General features: G+C 68.0%; 9 protein-coding genes. 3 read left to right on the top strand and 6 right to left on the bottom strand.

What is annotated here, in order from left to right; genetic code table 11:
* Nucleotides 1–222 precede the first annotated feature (222 nt).
* Nucleotides 223–1,689, bottom strand: a complete 1,467-nt coding sequence (locus A5758_RS24060) for a glutamate synthase subunit beta (protein ID WP_067745359.1) — start codon at nt 1,687–1,689, stop codon at nt 223–225.
* Nucleotides 1,682–6,277, bottom strand: coding sequence for a glutamate synthase large subunit (gene gltB / locus A5758_RS24055; protein ID WP_067213459.1), 4,596 nt, complete (start codon nt 6,275–6,277; stop codon nt 1,682–1,684). Before gltB ends, A5758_RS24060 begins: the two co-directional genes overlap by 8 nt.
* 635 nt (nt 6,278–6,912) lie before the next feature.
* Here gltB and A5758_RS24050 point away from each other — a divergent pair.
* Nucleotides 6,913–8,112, top strand: a complete 1,200-nt coding sequence (locus A5758_RS24050) for a MinD/ParA family protein (RefSeq protein WP_197504052.1) — start codon at nt 6,913–6,915, stop codon at nt 8,110–8,112.
* Here the strand turns inward: A5758_RS24050 and sigI are convergent.
* Complete coding sequence (gene sigI / locus A5758_RS24045; protein ID WP_067745356.1) at nt 8,109–8,987, bottom strand: RNA polymerase sigma factor SigI; 879 nt, start codon at nt 8,985–8,987, stop codon at nt 8,109–8,111. The two genes, A5758_RS24050 and sigI, sit on opposite strands and share 4 nt — an antisense overlap.
* Nucleotides 8,988–9,100: 113 nt before the next feature.
* On the opposite strand from sigI, the gene A5758_RS24040 reads away from it, so the two are divergent.
* Complete coding sequence (locus A5758_RS24040) at nt 9,101–9,943, top strand: NAD(P)H-binding protein (RefSeq protein ID WP_067213424.1); 843 nt, start codon at nt 9,101–9,103, stop codon at nt 9,941–9,943.
* Between the two features lie 14 nt (nt 9,944–9,957).
* A complete protein-coding gene (locus A5758_RS24035) occupies nt 9,958–10,398 on the top strand; it encodes a nitroreductase family deazaflavin-dependent oxidoreductase (RefSeq protein WP_067745353.1) in 441 nt (146 codons plus the stop codon).
* A 27-nt stretch (nt 10,399–10,425) separates the two neighbouring features.
* Here the strand turns inward: A5758_RS24035 and eccA are convergent, their stop codons facing one another.
* The 3 genes from eccA to mycP all read right to left on the bottom strand — a co-directional run.
* Nucleotides 10,426–12,264: a type VII secretion AAA-ATPase EccA gene (gene eccA, locus A5758_RS24030; RefSeq protein WP_067745350.1), complete on the bottom strand. Its 1,839-nt coding sequence runs from the start codon at nt 12,262–12,264 to the stop codon at nt 10,426–10,428.
* Between the two features lie 27 nt (nt 12,265–12,291).
* Complete coding sequence (gene eccE, locus A5758_RS24025; RefSeq protein ID WP_067745347.1) at nt 12,292–13,851, bottom strand: type VII secretion protein EccE; 1,560 nt, start codon at nt 13,849–13,851, stop codon at nt 12,292–12,294.
* Nucleotides 13,848–14,908, bottom strand: a 1,061-nt coding sequence (gene mycP, locus A5758_RS24020; RefSeq protein WP_067745343.1) for a type VII secretion-associated serine protease mycosin, incomplete at its 5' end; no start/stop codon positions are given. The genes eccE and mycP, both read right to left, overlap by 4 nt.

Here is a 14,908-nt window from a genome sequence, read left to right as displayed (position 1 = left end):
GACCGGGTGACGAAACCAGGACCAGGCGATTCGCCCCATCCGTGATCGAGGTACGGGATTGATGTGCACAGTGATCACTCCTGCGATCGTTCCGTTCAGCCGGGGCCCCGATCCGATGCCCGTGTGACCGAGCCCACAACAGGCAATTAGACACCACCGCCTGGCAAACGGGGGGCGACTCGCCGACAGTTGGTACTTGTGTTTCTGGTGTGACTTCTGTGACTACTGAAGCGGGACCGCGGTCGGCTTGACCGGCGCCGGCAGCGCGGTCGCACCCATCAGGTACCGATCGACGCCCGCGGCAGCGGCCCTGCCTTCAGCAATCGCCCAGACGATCAGCGACTGGCCGCGACCCATGTCCCCGGCGACGAACACACCGGGGACCGACGTGTCGAAGTCGGCACCGCGCGCGACGTTGCCGCGGTCGGTGAGCTTGACTTCGAGGTCGGTGAGCAGGCCCTCCTTTTCCGGGCCGACGAATCCCATGGCCAGCAGCACCAGGTCGACCTCGAGTTCGAAGTCGGAGCCGTCCACCTTGACGAACTTGCCGTCCTGCATGGTGACCTCGTGCGCTCTGAGCGCCGTCACCCGGCCGTCTTCGCCGATGAACTTTTCGGTGTTCACCGAGAACACCCGCTCGCCGCCCTCTTCGTGCGCCGACGACACCCGGTACATCAGCGGGTAGGTCGGCCACGGGGTCGATTCGGCGCGCGTGTCCGGTGGGCGCGGCATGATCTCGAACTGGTGCACAACGGTCGCGCCCTGCCGGTGCGCGGTACCCAGGCAGTCCGCCCCGGTGTCACCGCCACCGATGATGACGACCTTCTTGCCTTTGGCGGTGATCGGGGGTTCCCCGTCGGGCCCTAGGACGTCGTCGCCCTCCTGCACCCGGTTACCCCACGGCAGGTACTCCATCGCCTGGTGGATCCCGTCCAGGTCCCGACCGGGAATGGGCAGATCCCGCCCGGCGGTGGCGCCGCCGGCTAGGACCACCGCGTCGAAGTCGGCGCGCAGCTGTTCGGCGGTGATGTCGACCCCGACGTTGACACCGGCGCGGAATTCGGTTCCCTCGGCCCGCATTTGGTCCAGGCGCCGGTCGAGGACACGCTTCTCCATCTTGAATTCCGGAATGCCGTAGCGCAGCAGCCCGCCGATCCGATCCGCCCGCTCGAAAACGGTGACCGTGTGGCCGGCGCGGGTCAGTTGCTGAGCCGCGGCCAAACCGGCCGGGCCCGAACCCACCACCGCGACCTTTTTCCCGGTCAGCTTGTCCGGGGGCAGCGGCACCACGAAGCCTTCCTCGAAGGCGCGGTCGATGATCTCCAGCTCGATCTGCTTGATGGTCACCGGATCCTGGTTGATGCCAAGCACACACGCCGGTTCGCACGGCGCCGGACACAGTCGCCCGGTGAAGTCGGGGAAGTTGTTGGTGGCATGCAGCCGCTCGATCGCGTCGCGCCAGCTGCCCCTGCGCACCAGGTCGTTCCATTCCGGGATCAGGTTGCCCAACGGGCACCCGTTGTGGCAGAACGGGATGCCGCAATCCATGCAACGGGTCGCCTGCTCACGCAGAGTGCCTTCGTCGAAGTCCTCGTAAACCTCGTGCCAGTCCTTCAACCGCAGCGGGACAGGCCGGCGCTTCGGCAGTTCCCGGTGCGTGTACTTCAGGAAGCCGCTCGGATCAGCCATGTGCGGCCGCCATGATCGCCTTGTCCACATCGACGCCGTCGCGCTCGGCTTCGGCGATCGCTTGCAGCACCTTCTTGTAGTCGCGCGGCATCACCTTGACGAAATGGCGTTGTTGACCGCGCCAGTCCGCCAGGATCCGCTGGCCGACCGCGGAATCGGTGGCGTCCACGTGGGCCTGGATGATGCCGTGCAGGAAGTCGGCATCGACTTCGTCCAGGGTCTCCACGTCGACCATCTCGATGTTGAGGTTGTCCGGAAGTTCCTCGTCCGGGTCGTACACGTAAGCCACACCGCCTGACATTCCCGCCGCGAAGTTGCGGCCGGTCCGGCCAAGAATCACAACCCGACCACCCGTCATGTATTCGCATCCATGGTCACCCACGCCCTCGACGACGGCATGGGCGCCGGAGTTGCGGACCGCGAACCGCTCGCCGACCACCCCGCGCAGGAAGGCCTCCCCGCTGGTCGCCCCGAACAGGATCACGTTGCCGCCGATGATGTTGTCCTCGGCCACGTAGTCCTGCGGGGCGTTGTCCGACGGACGCACCACGATCCGGCCACCGGACAGCCCCTTGCCGACGTAGTCGTTGGCGTCGCCGTAGACCCGCAACGTTATCCCCTTGGGCACGAAGGCGCCGAAGCTGTTACCCGCGGACCCGTCGAAGGTGATGTCGATGGTTCCGTCCGGGAGCCCTTGGCCGCCATACGCTTTCGTCACCTCGTGGCCGAGCATGGTGCCCACCGTGCGGTTGACGTTGCTGATGGTGGTGGAGAAGCGCACCGGCTTGCCGGAATCGAGTGCCTCCCGGCTCATCACGATCAGCTGCTGATCGAGCGCCTTGTCCAGGCCGTGGTCCTGCCGGGAACTGCAGTACAGGTCCTGGTTCATGAACGCCGACTCGGGCTCGTGCAGCACCGGAGCGAGGTCGAGCTTGTGCGCCTTCCAGTGCGCGCGGGCCAGCGTGGTATCCAGCGCCCCCACCTGACCGACGGCCTCGTTGAAGGTGCGGAAACCCAACTGCGCCATGTACTCCCGGACCTCTTCGGCGATGAACATGAAGAAGTTTTCGACGAACTCGGGCTTACCGGTGAACCGCTCCCGCAGCACCGGGTTCTGGGTGGCCACGCCGACCGGGCAGGTGTCCAGGTGGCACACCCGCATCATGATGCAGCCGGCCACCACCAGCGGCGCGGTGGCGAAGCCGAATTCCTCGGCGCCGAGCAGCGCGGCGATCATCACATCGCGGCCCGTCTTGAGCTGACCGTCCACCTGGACCACGATCCGGTCACGCAACCCGTTGAGCAGCAGGGTCTGTTGTGTCTCGGCCAGGCCCAGCTCCCAGGGCGCGCCTGCGTGTTTCATCGACGTCAGCGGGGTCGCGCCGGTGCCGCCGTCGTGGCCGGAGATCAACACGACGTCGGCGTGCGCCTTGGAGACGCCCGCCGCAACCGTGCCCACCCCGTTCTCGGAGACGAGCTTGACGTGCACCCGCGCGGACGGGTTGGCGTTCTTCAGATCGTGGATCAGCTGTGCGAGATCCTCGATGGAGTAGATGTCGTGGTGCGGCGGCGGGGAGATCAGGCCGACGCCGGGTGTGGAATGCCGCACCTCGGCGACCCACGGGTACACCTTGTGTCCCGGAAGCTGGCCGCCCTCACCGGGTTTCGCGCCCTGCGCCATCTTGATCTGGATGTCGGTGCAGTTCGTCAGGTAGTGCGACGTGACGCCGAATCGCGCGGAGGCGACCTGTTTGATGGCGCTGCGGCGCCAATCGCCATTGGGGTCGCGGTCGAAGCGCTTGACGTCTTCGCCGCCTTCCCCGCTGTTGGAGCGCCCGCCGAGACGGTTCATCGCGATGGCCAGCGTCTCGTGCGCCTCGGCCGAGATCGAGCCGTAGCTCATCGCCCCGGTCGAGAAGCGCTTGACGATCTCGCTGGCGGGTTCGACCTCTTCCAGCGGAACCGGGGGACGCACACCGCCGCGGAACTTGAGCAGGCCGCGCAGTGAGGCCATCCGTTCGCTCTGGTCGTCGATCAGGCGGGTGTAGTCCTTGAAGATCTTGTACTGGCCGGTGCGAGTCGAGTGCTGCAGCTTGAACACGGTCTCCGGGTTGAACAGGTGGTACTCACCTTCCCGGCGCCACTGGTACTCGCCGCCCACCTCGAGTTCGCGGTGCGCGCGCTCGTCGCGGCGGTCCAGGTAGGCCAGCCGGTGCCGAGTGGCGACGTCGGCGGCGATGTCCTCCAGGGTGATCCCGCCGATCGGGCAGCTCAGCCCGGTGAAGTACTCGTCGAGCACGTCCTCGGAGATGCCGACCGCCTGGAACAGCTGCGCGCCGGTGTAGGACGCCAGCGTCGAAATGCCCATCTTGGACATCACTTTGAGCACGCCCTTGCCGGCGGCCTTGACGTAGTTGTTCAGCGCCTTCTCTCGGTCTTGCCGATCCGAGAAGCCGTCGATCGCGCCGCGGTCGAGCATGTCCTCGATCGACTCGAACGCCAGGTAGGGGTTGATCGCCGCCGCCCCACACCCGATCAGCATCGCCATGTGGTGCACCTCGCGGGCGTCACCGGTCTCGACGACCAAACCCACGTGGGTGCGCGTCCGGTCGCGCACCAGGTGGTGGTGGACTCCGGAAACGGCGAGCAGCGACGGGATGGGCGCCATCTGCTCGTCGGACTCGCGGTCCGACAGGATGATGACCCGCGCACCGTCCTCGATCGCGGCCGATGCCTGTGCGCGTACGTCATCGAGCGCCGCCGCCAACCCGGCGCCGCCCTCGGCAACCGGGTACAGGCAACGAATCACCTTGGACCGCATGCCATGCGGGCGCCCGTTGACCTCGTCGTCGGGATTGAGGTTGACCAACTTGGCCAGCTCGTGGTTGCGCAGAATCGGCTGCTGCAACGCGATCTGGTGACAGGAGTGCTCGGTCGGCGTGAGCAGGTCGCGCTCGCCGCCGGTGGTGCCCTGCAGGCTGGTCACCACCTCTTCGCGGATGGCGTCCAGCGGCGGGTTGGTCACCTGCGCGAACAGTTGCTGGAAGTAGTCGTAGAGCATCCGGGGCCGCTGCGAGAGCACCGCGACCGGGGTGTCAGTGCCCATCGAGCCGATCGGCTCGGCACCCGTGCGCACCATTGGCGACACCAACAGGTTGAGCTCTTCATAGGTGTAGCCGAATGTCAACTGCCGCTTGACGAGTCGTTCATGGGGCATCCGCACGTAGTCGCCCTGCGGCAGCTTGTCCAGGGGAACCAGGTTCCGGTCCAGCCATTCCTGGTACGGGTGCTCGGCGGCGAGTTCGGCCTTGATCTCCTCGTCGGAGACGATGCGCCCCTGGGTGGTGTCCACCAGGAACATCCGGCCGGGCTGCAGACGCATCCGGCGAACCACCTTCGCCGGGTCCAGGTCCAGGACGCCGGCCTCGGAAGCCATCACCACCAAGCCGTCTTCGGTGACCCAGATCCGGGAGGGGCGCAAGCCGTTTCGGTCCAGCACGGCGCCCACGATGGTGCCGTCGGTGAACGTGATCGACGCGGGGCCGTCCCAGGGCTCCATCAACGAGGCGTGGAACTCGTAGAACGCCCGCCGCGCCGGATCCATCGACTCGTTGCGTTCCCACGCCTCGGGAATCATCATCAGCACCGCGTGGGCCAGGCTGCGGCCACCCAGGTGCAGCAGTTCGAGCGCCTCGTCGAAACGCGCGGTGTCCGAGGCGCCCGGGGTACAGATCGGGAACAGCTTCTCGACGTCGGCTTCCGTGCCGAAGATCTCGGTCTTGATCAACGCCTCGCGGGCACGCATCCAGTTCTCGTTGCCGGTGACTGTGTTGATCTCGCCGTTGTGGGCCACCCGACGGAACGGATGGGCCAGCGGCCACGATGGGAAGGTGTTGGTGGAGAACCGGGAATGCACGATGCCCAGCGCGCTTGTCATCCGATCGTCTTGCAGGTCAAGGTAAAACGCCTTGAGCTGCGGCGTGGTCAGCATGCCCTTGTAGACCATCGTCTGACCGGAAAGGCTTGGGAAGTAGACGGTTTCGCGACCGGGTCCGTCCTGCCCGGGGCCCTTGGTGCCGAGTTCGTGCTCGGCGCGCTTGCGGACCAGATAGCAGCGGCGCTCCAGCGTCATGTCCGATGCGCCGGCCATGAACACCTGCCGGAACGTGGGCATCGCGTCGCGGGACAGCGCGCCCAGCGACGAGTCGTCGATGGGCACGTTCCGCCAGCCCAGCACCGTCAGGCCCTCGGCTTCGGCGATCTTCTCCACCGCGTCGCAGGCGGCCGCGGCGTCCTTGGACGACTGCGGCAGGAAGGCGATACCGGTGGCATAACTGCCCGCCGCGGGCAGCTCGAAATCCACGACCTCGCGCAGGAAGGCATCCGGGACCTGAATCAGGATGCCGGCACCGTCACCGCTGCGCGGCTCGGCGCCCTGAGCACCGCGGTGTTCGAGGTTGAGCAGCGCGGTGATGGCCTTGTCGACAATGTCGCGGCTACGGCGGCCGTGCATATCGACGACCATGGCTACCCCGCACGAGTCGTGCTCGAACGCGGGGTTGTATAACCCGACGCGCTTGGGCGTCATATGCACCTGACCCTTCACCTGAACGTTGAGCTGCCGTTAACAGCTGCTCCGATGGAGTCGCACCCGGAGGTTGCGGGCTTAAGACCCCTCGGTCTTGTCTCGATAGGCTGTCCCCCAGGTGGAGATGATCCTGTTAGGGATGCGTCCGTGCAGCGCTGAACGGTGGCCTGGAAACCGGTCTCGACAAGTCGTAAAACGATATGACAATACCCGCCTGACATGCCAACTTCGTCAAGTCTAACCGCCAGCTGGCAGCACCGTAAATTTCCCGGCGGCCGGCGGGCGACACCCCGGCGGACGTGCTGTTTTGGCGCTGCAGTCTTCGTCACAGCCGCGCCGCGCCCGGCAGTCCGATGCGCCGAATCCGCCGCCGGTACATGTTTGCTGACGCCGCCCGAGGGCGGGCCCACCACCCCCGAATCGGCTCGCATGATCGTGCTCAGCGGGCGGCAAAAGCCACCGCGGGCAGGCCAAAGCGAGCGCTGCTAAGTTTGCACGGTAGCGATGGGCGGCGCGCAGGAGATACTGGACGGGTACTGGTCCGCATCCGGCGCCGACGGTGAGCCGTGGCGCTTATCACTAGCCCAGGACGCACCCCACCAGCGCCGACCGATTGCCTGGCACCCGAGGAGCCCATGAACCAGCGCGACGAATTCCTGCGGGACCGTCTGCAGCCGCCGCCCGGCACGCCCGGCCCCCCGCCCAGGAGTGTGCCGCCTCCGCCGCCGGTCGGCCAGCGCCTCGCACCGCGGCCACCGTCGGCGCCTCCGGCACGCCCACCGGCGCCTCCGCAGCGTCCGCCCGCGCCGCCCCAACAGCCCGCGGCCGCCCCGCCTGCTTTCCCGCGGCCACCCGCGATGTCGGCTCCACAGGAGGCCCCCGCACCCGCCGCTGCGGTACCGCCGACCACCGCCACGCCGGCGCGGTCCACCACCCCCATCGGCGCAACACCCGACCGCGGTTGGCGACGCATGCTGCGGCTCATCACTTTCGGCCTCGTCAAGCTGGGTCCGTCACCCGCGCAACAGCAGGACGCCCAATACGAGGCGGCGATCCGGGCCCGCCTGCTCGGCAACTACAAAGTCGGCGTTCTGGGCAAGGGCGGCGTCGGAAAAACGTCGGTGGCCGCGAGTGTCGGCTCACTGTTCGCCGAACTCCGAAGGCAGGACCACGTCGTGGCGATCGACGCCGACACCGCCTTCGGCCGACTCAGCAGCCGGATCGACCCGGGGTCGTCCGGATCGTTCTGGGAACTCACCGCCGACAAGAACCTGCAGTCTTTCAGCGATGTGGTCGCCCGGGTAGGGCGCAATTCCGCCGGCCTGCACGTGCTCGGTGGCGAACCGGCGTCCGGGCCGCGCCGGGTGCTCGACCCCGCGATCTACCGGGAGGCCGCGTTACGCCTCGACCATCATTTCGCGATCTCGGTCATCGACTGCGGTTCCACGATGGACGCGCCGGTCACCCAGGAGGTGCTGCGCGATTTGGACGCGCTGATCGTGGTCTCCTCGCCGTGGGCGGACGGGGCGAACGCCGCCGCCAGGACCATGGAGTGGCTGGCCGATCAGGGCTTCGACACGCTGCTGCAGAACAGCATCGTCGTGCTCAACGATTCAGATGGCCACGCCGACAAGCGCACCCGGGCGTTGCTGGCCCGCGAGTTCATCGATCACGGCCGGCCGGTGATCGAGGTGCCCTTCGACCCCCACCTGCGGCCGGGCGGTGTCATCGATGTGAGCCGCGAGATGGCGTCGGCGACGCGGCGGAAATTCCTCGAGGTCACGGCGACGATCGCGGGCTATTTCGCGGCGCGGCACGACGACCGGCCCGGCTAGCCCCGTTCCGCTGCCTTTCCCATCCGCGCGGCCGGGTCGGCGATCGCCTCGATCTTGGCCACGCGGGACCCGCGGATCGTCAGCACGATGACGGCGAAGAGCCGGCGATCGGTGAATGCCAACAGCACCGGTTGCCCGACGGGACCGCTGACCAACGTCACGTCCGGCCAGAGGTAGCGCAGCAGGTTGGTGGCCACCGCGTCCGGCCCGTGGTTGATCTGCTGCGGCGGGGGCGGGTCGGCGAGGATCGTGCCCACGCCCCACACCGTCGGGTCCAGCACGGCGGCCAACGCGGTAACGTCGCCGTTGGCGCATGCGGTGATGAACTTCTCGGTGACCAGCTGGTGTTCGGCCGTCGCCACCTCGTTGATTTTGGGTTGCGCTGCAACGAATTTCGCCCGCGCTCTGCGCGCCAGTTGACGGCAGGTACCCACCGGGCGGCCCACGGTTTCGGAGATCGATTCGAACGGAACGCCGAACACGTCGTGCAGCACGAAGGCGACCCGTTCCCCGGGACTGAGCCTTCGCAGCACCTCCAGCAACGCGGCGCGGATCTCGTCGTCGAGGGTGACCTGGTCGGCCGGGTCGGAGCGGTGCGGCGCCGGCCGTTCCTGGACCTCGCCCGGTCGTTCGTAGCGGGCGCGTGCCGAGCGGACCTGGTCGAGGCAGAGCCGGCTCGCCACCACCGTCAGCCAGCCTCGGACATCCTCGATCCCGCTGACGTCGGCCCGCGAGAGCCGCAGAAACACCTCCTGCGCAACGTCTTCCGCGTCACCGACGTCGCCGAGCATTTGGTAGGCGAGGTTGACCAGATACGGGCGGTGACGACGCCAGGCCTCGGCGACCTGGTCGCCCGCTGACTGTGACTGGTTCATGCCTCTTCGACGATTCGCTGCGGCAAAAAGTTACAGGTTTCCCGGTGTAACTTTCCCACCTTTCGCCCCGTCCTTGGAACACCGCAGAAAAATTCCGAGAAAGGGGCCTTCCCATGACCATTGTGGTAACCGGGGCGACCGGCAACGTCGGACGCCCTCTCGTCGCCGCCCTAGCCGCCGCGGGAGCGCCGGTGCGCGCGGTGACCCGCGCGCCGGAGACGGCCGGGTTTGCGCCCGGCGTCGAACCGGTCGGGTCGGCGACCGCGGCGCTGCCCGGCGCGTCGGCGGTGTTCCTCAATTCCCGGGCGCTGGGTGAGGACCTGGAGAGGGTGGTGACCGAGTGCGTGCGCGCCGGGGTGACCAAGCTGGTTGCGCTCTCGGCGATCAACGCCGACGACGACTTCTCCCGGCAGCCGTCCCGCTTCCGCGGGGACCGCAACAAGGAGGTCGAACAGCTCGCCGTCGACTCCGGCCTGACATGGGTGAGCCTGCGGCCGACGGTATTCGCGACCAACTTCGCCGGCATGTGGTCGCCGCAGATCCGCGCGGGCGATGTGGTTTTCGGGCCGTACGCCGCGGCTTCGACGGCACCGATCGTCGAGACCGACATTGCGGAGGTGGCGGCGCGGGCGTTGCTCACCGATGAGCTTGTCGGGCAGCGGATCCCGCTGACCGGTCCGCAGGCTTTCACCAACTCGGAGCTGGTCGAGGCCATCGGCGCCGTGCTGGATCGGCCGCTGCAGTACCGCGAAATACCGAATGCCGCGGTACGCCAACGATTCCTCACGTTGGGCTTCACCGCCGACTTCGCGGATGCCTACATCGCCATGCTGGCCGCGACAATCGATGCACCCGCGCTGGTGACCCACGACGTGGAGAAGATCCTCGGCCGGCCGGCGCTCCCCTTCGGCCAATGGGTCGCCGGGCATCGCGACGTTTTCGCCCGTGCGAGTTAGCGAAGGAGCCGCCCATGTCCGAACCGCGTCCGCCGCGCTTCCTCAAGCCGATGAACAGGGTGATGATGGCGGTCCAACGCCTCGGGATCCCCACCGGTCCCGCGATGGTGCTGACGGTTCCCGGCCGCAAGTCGGGCCGGCCTCGCAGCACCCCGATGACACCATTCAAGTTTCAGGGTGGCCTCTATGTCGTGGCGGGCTATCCCGGCGCCGACTGGGCGGCCAACGCCCGGGCGGCGGGCACCGGCACGCTCAGCCGGGGACGACGGTCACGGCGGGTCCGGATCGTCGAACTCTCCGCCGGGGAAGCGCGGCCGGTGCTGCGGGCGTTCCCCGCCAAGGTGCCCGTCGGTGTGTCGTTCGCGAAACGATCGGGGATGGTGCGTGATGGGACGGCCGACGAATTCGAAGCGTTGGCGGGGCGGCTCGCCGTCTTCCGCTTCGAGCCGACGTGAGGGCAATCGCGGATTCCTGGCCGAGGCCTACCAGACGATGGCCGCCATGTCACGGTTGTCCGAGCACACGCTGCGCACCGCGGCCTCGATGTCGGGGGCGGTGATGATCTGCAGGTCCTCGACCGTAACCGTTTGGCCCGCACGCTTTTGCGCGACCACGCGGGTGTCCCGAAATCCCTCGGCACGTTCGATGACGTTGCGGGCGAACCGGCCGTTCTGCATGGCGTCGATGCCGTGCCGCCCGCCCGGCGTCGTGTAGTTGCGGATGGTCGTGGCCGCATCCAGGAATGCCTCCCGCGCGGCGTCGTCGAGCTTGCTGGCGCGCGGCGCCGCGTAGCGGTGCCCGATCTCGACGATCTCGGACGGCGAATACGATTCGAACCGCAGCTTGCGGTTGAACCGGCCGGCCAACCCCGGGTTCACGGTGAGGAATTCGTCCACCTGATCCTCGTAACCGGCGCCGATGAAACAGAAGTCGAAGCGGTGTGTTTCCAGCGCCACCAGGAGCTGGTTGACGGCCTCCATGCCGATCATGTCGGGTGTGCCGTCCTGGTGCCGCTCGATCAGGGTGTAGAACTCGTCCATGAAAATGATTTGGCCAAGCGACTTTTCGATCAGCGCGTTGGTCTTGGGTCCCGACTCCCCGATGTAGTGGCCGCAGAAGTCCGACCGGCGGACCTCCCGGATTTCGGGGTTGCGCACGATGCCCATGCCGGCGTAGATCTTGCCGAGCGCTTCCGCGGTGGTCGTCTTGCCGGTGCCGGGCGGGCCAACGAGCAGCATGTGGTTGGTCTGTCCCTCCACCGGCAGGCCATGCTCGAGGCGCATCATCCGCACTTCGAGCTGATCTTCGAGCGCCGACACGGCCTGCTTGACCGCGGCCAGTCCGACCTGCTTGGCCAGCAGTGCCCGGCCCTCGGCGAGCAACTCGGCGCGCCGCTCCGAGGTGGCGTCGTCGTCCAGCTCGTCACGGCTCTTGGCCGTCGATACGTCCCACCGATCGGTGCGGCTGGCGATCGTTTCCTCGTCGGTCACGACCAGGTGCAGGCTCGGGTCGGCCAAAGCCGCCTTCGCGGCCTCGGTCAGGACGCCGTTGATGGTGGCCTTCGACAGCCAGACCTGGGCCTTGTCCTCTTCACGCAGCTGGCGGTGCACCATCCCCCGCACATACGCCAAATCGGCGACCAGCAGCGGGATGTCGGCCGGCCCGATCGATGCGGTCAGCACGTCGGCGTCGAAGCGGCCCGACGCGTTGGTCTGCCCGATCACGTCGACGCGGTCGAGCCAGTCAAGCGCGACCCGGCCCTGCCCGAGATGCGCCGCGGCGTGGGCCGCCAGCGCGCAAATCGACGCCGTCACGGCCGACATGATGATCGCCTGCGGGGGAAGTTCCTCGGCGGCAGCCAGCAACACGTCCGGCCAGCGCTGCGTCGTGTACATCAAGAACGCCCGGGCCAGCTGGTGCCACTGATAGTTGGCCCACGAATCGAGCAGGTCGCGATTGGAGAGCAGCCTGTCGGCCTCGGCGTATTCGCCGGCGATGGTCAGCGCCGACGACAACGCCAGCCCCACTTGCGATGCGTCGGTCACCGTGATTCCGATGTAGGACCCCAGCTGGATCTCCGCGGCGAGCGTCTGTCCGATGCGGGTCGTTTCGCGGTGCAGCCATTCGCTGGTGGCGTAGAGCCTCTTAAGCGAGGCGAGGTCGTTGTCGCCGCAGGCGATGCGGCCCAGCCACGCGTCGGCCATCGACGAGTCGGCGTCGGTCGCCGCGACGAACTCCGGCAGTGCCGCCGCCCGGCCCTGCCTGCTCATGACCGCCATGGCCCGGTCGAAATGCCTACGGGCAGTTTGCAAATCACCCATCGCGTGTGCCTTCGAATCCTCGACGTTCTACATGACCGACATGGTGACCGGGTCGAGACTCACGTAGCGGTTCTCGGCGCGGAACATGTCCATCTCGACCAGCCAATCCTTCCCCGCCGCGCTGACCCGCACCATCGCCGGGCCAACCTGCTCGATGATCACCTCGAAGTTGTGCCGCTGTCCCTCGGGCAGCCTCGTGCCCGACGGGGCGATCGTGATCACGGTCGCGGGTCGCGGGGTGGGCGAGATCGGCGCGACGTGCTCCACGACGCTGACGGTGGTGCGCGGTGCGGGCCGCGCCGTGCTGACGACGCCGATCTCCGGCATCCGCACGCTGGCCCAGCGCGTCATGTCGCGGGTATGCACGCACACCCGCTCGCCTGCGCCGGCGGTGCGGATCACGATCCGCTTGGCGACGGGATCGTCGGCGGCCACGAAAACCCTTGACAGCTCTCCGGCATCGGTGACGGGGATCAGCAGCCGGTCTCCGTTGCTCAGCTTTCCGACCAGCACGCCCGACGGGCCGATCTCGGTGAGCAGTTGATCGGGCAGCGGGCTGGGCCGCAGTGCCCGCAGGTAGGGCCGCGGGAAACACATGTTGGCCGCGGCGGCCGCGGCCTGTTCCCCGTTGAGCCGGCGCAAGATCACACTCGGCGGGGTGGGAGCCGGCGTCGGCGTGCGCACGGTGATCGTCGCGGTGCAGGTCGCATCCGGATACACGGTTACGTTCTGGATGACCTCGTCGGCGCGCAGCGTCCACGCCTGCGACAGCACGCGCGAGGCGATCGCGTCGGCCGGATACGCGTATGTCGTCATCCAGCCCGCCTCACCGCGGATGGCCTTCCATCTCTGCGTCTCCCCCTCGATGGCGTCGCAGCCCAGCCGCCGGTCGAGCTCGGCCAGATCGGTTGCGGTGGCCACCTTCGCCCGCAGCCCCTGGCAACGCAGCAGGCCCGCGATGCGCTGCGCCGCCGAAATGGCAGCGGCGCCAACGGTGGTGCGCCAGCGGAGCGCTTGTGTGTTGTCGATGATGGACAGCCGCATGATCAACCAGGTTTCCCGCCGGCCCGCATACGGCGGGGTGCCGATCTCCGAGTCATACACCCGCGGGTAGTCCCCGATATTGCCGTGCCGGGACCCGAGTGAGACGACGCTGATCGAGTCGAGCTGCAGACCCAGCGCCTGGTGCATCATCGGCACCAATTCGACGACATCGATGACGTTGTCGGTCTCGACGGTCACCGAACCCGTCACCAAGGTCGCTTGGTGCGCCCGGCCGAGCAGCTGAACCGCCACCACCGCAACACCGTCTTGCACGCGGACCCCGCCGCCGGATCGGTTGTTGGCCACGGTGATTGGCGCGTTCCAGCGGATCGGGCGCCGCCCTCGCCGCCACAGCACCAGCCATGACCACGCCGGCTGACCCCACCAGCGGATGAACACCGCCGCGACCCCGACCGCCACGGCGATCGCCGCACCGATGTAGCCGCCCACCGCCCAACTCGCCGCCGCGAGCAAGACCACCACCCACACCCCGAGGACCCGCCGATTGCTACCCCGGCTGAACCCGGTCAGCGTGGAGCTCACCGCGCCCTCCTGAGCCGCGCGGCGATCGCGGCCACGAGCACACCGGCGGCCACCGCGCCGACGAACCCGATGGCGATGTTGCGTGCCCGGCGGTCCGCCGGTGGGGGCGGCGGCGCCGGCCTGATGATCCGGCTCTGCGCGCCCGGGGGCATCCGGTCACCCGGCGGGATGTTGAACGTCAGTGCCGCAACGGGATCGACCAACCCGTACCCGACCTTGTTGTCCACTCCCGCGGGTGGATTGTGCGCCGACTGCACGATCCTGTTGATCACCTGATGGGCACTCAGGTCGGGGAATTTCGCCCGGACCAGCGCCGCGACGCCGCTGACGTAGGCGGCCGAGAAGCTGGTGCCCCAGAACGGCATGTTCTTCTCGCCGGGCCTCGACGGCGGGTACGCGTTCACCGGCCCACCACCCTGGGGTGAGAGACCCATGATGTGGGTGCCAGGCGCGGCCACACTCACCCAGGGGCCCGACATGCTTTTGTCGAGCGGGGCGCCGGTGGCATCGACCGCACCGACCGACAGGACGTAGTCGGAAAACCACGACGGCGACGAGACAACCTTGACCTGATGCCAGTCCCGCGGATCCGACGGTTCCAGCGGGTCGTACATCGGGTTGTTGTTGCAGCCGGCCTCCCCGTCGTTTCCGGCCGCGGCCACCACCACCGCGTCCTTGACGGTGGCGGCGTACCACAGTGCGGCGCCCAACGCCCGCTGGTCGGCGGGGGCCGCCGCCGGCAGGCAGGCGGTGACCGAAATGTTGATGACCTTCGCGCCCATGTTGGCCGCGTGGACCACCGCGCGCGCCACCGTGTTGAGCGTGCCGGCTTTGACCTTCTCGTCGGAGTTGGGGTCCCCCGGCCCGGGGTTGACTGGCTCAAAAGCCCTCGAGGACTGGCGAATTGAGATGATGGTCGCGTGCGGGGCCACGCCCACCACCCCATCGGGCGCTCCCGGCGGAGGCGGGGGCACCGCGGGTTCGTCCTCGGTCTGCGGATCCGCCGGGCCGTTGGAACTGGCGGTGGCGCCGCCTCCCTCGGGCGGCGGAGGCGGCG

The sequence above is a fragment of the Mycobacterium sp. 852014-50255_SCH5639931 genome, assembly GCF_001665605.1.
In the GTDB taxonomy this organism is placed as follows: domain Bacteria; phylum Actinomycetota; class Actinomycetes; order Mycobacteriales; family Mycobacteriaceae; genus Mycobacterium; species Mycobacterium paraffinicum.
The sequence above is the reverse complement of the archived record's forward strand: the minus strand, read 5'-3'. Positions and strand labels throughout refer to the sequence as shown.

Excerpts from the sequence above, each read along its gene's own strand:
- A5758_RS24060 (WP_067745359.1), bottom strand. The coding sequence starts at position 1,689 with ATGGCTGATCCGAGCGGCTTCCTGAAGTACACGCACCGGGAACTGCCG.
- gltB (WP_067213459.1), bottom strand. The coding sequence starts at position 6,277 with ATGACGCCCAAGCGCGTCGGGTTATACAACCCCGCGTTCGAGCACGAC.
- A5758_RS24050 (WP_197504052.1), top strand. The coding sequence starts at position 6,913 with ATGAACCAGCGCGACGAATTCCTGCGGGACCGTCTGCAGCCGCCGCCC.
- sigI (WP_067745356.1), bottom strand. The coding sequence starts at position 8,987 with ATGAACCAGTCACAGTCAGCGGGCGACCAGGTCGCCGAGGCCTGGCGT.
- A5758_RS24040 (WP_067213424.1), top strand. The coding sequence starts at position 9,101 with ATGACCATTGTGGTAACCGGGGCGACCGGCAACGTCGGACGCCCTCTC.
- A5758_RS24035 (WP_067745353.1), top strand. The coding sequence starts at position 9,958 with ATGTCCGAACCGCGTCCGCCGCGCTTCCTCAAGCCGATGAACAGGGTG.
- eccA (WP_067745350.1), bottom strand. The coding sequence starts at position 12,264 with ATGGGTGATTTGCAAACTGCCCGTAGGCATTTCGACCGGGCCATGGCG.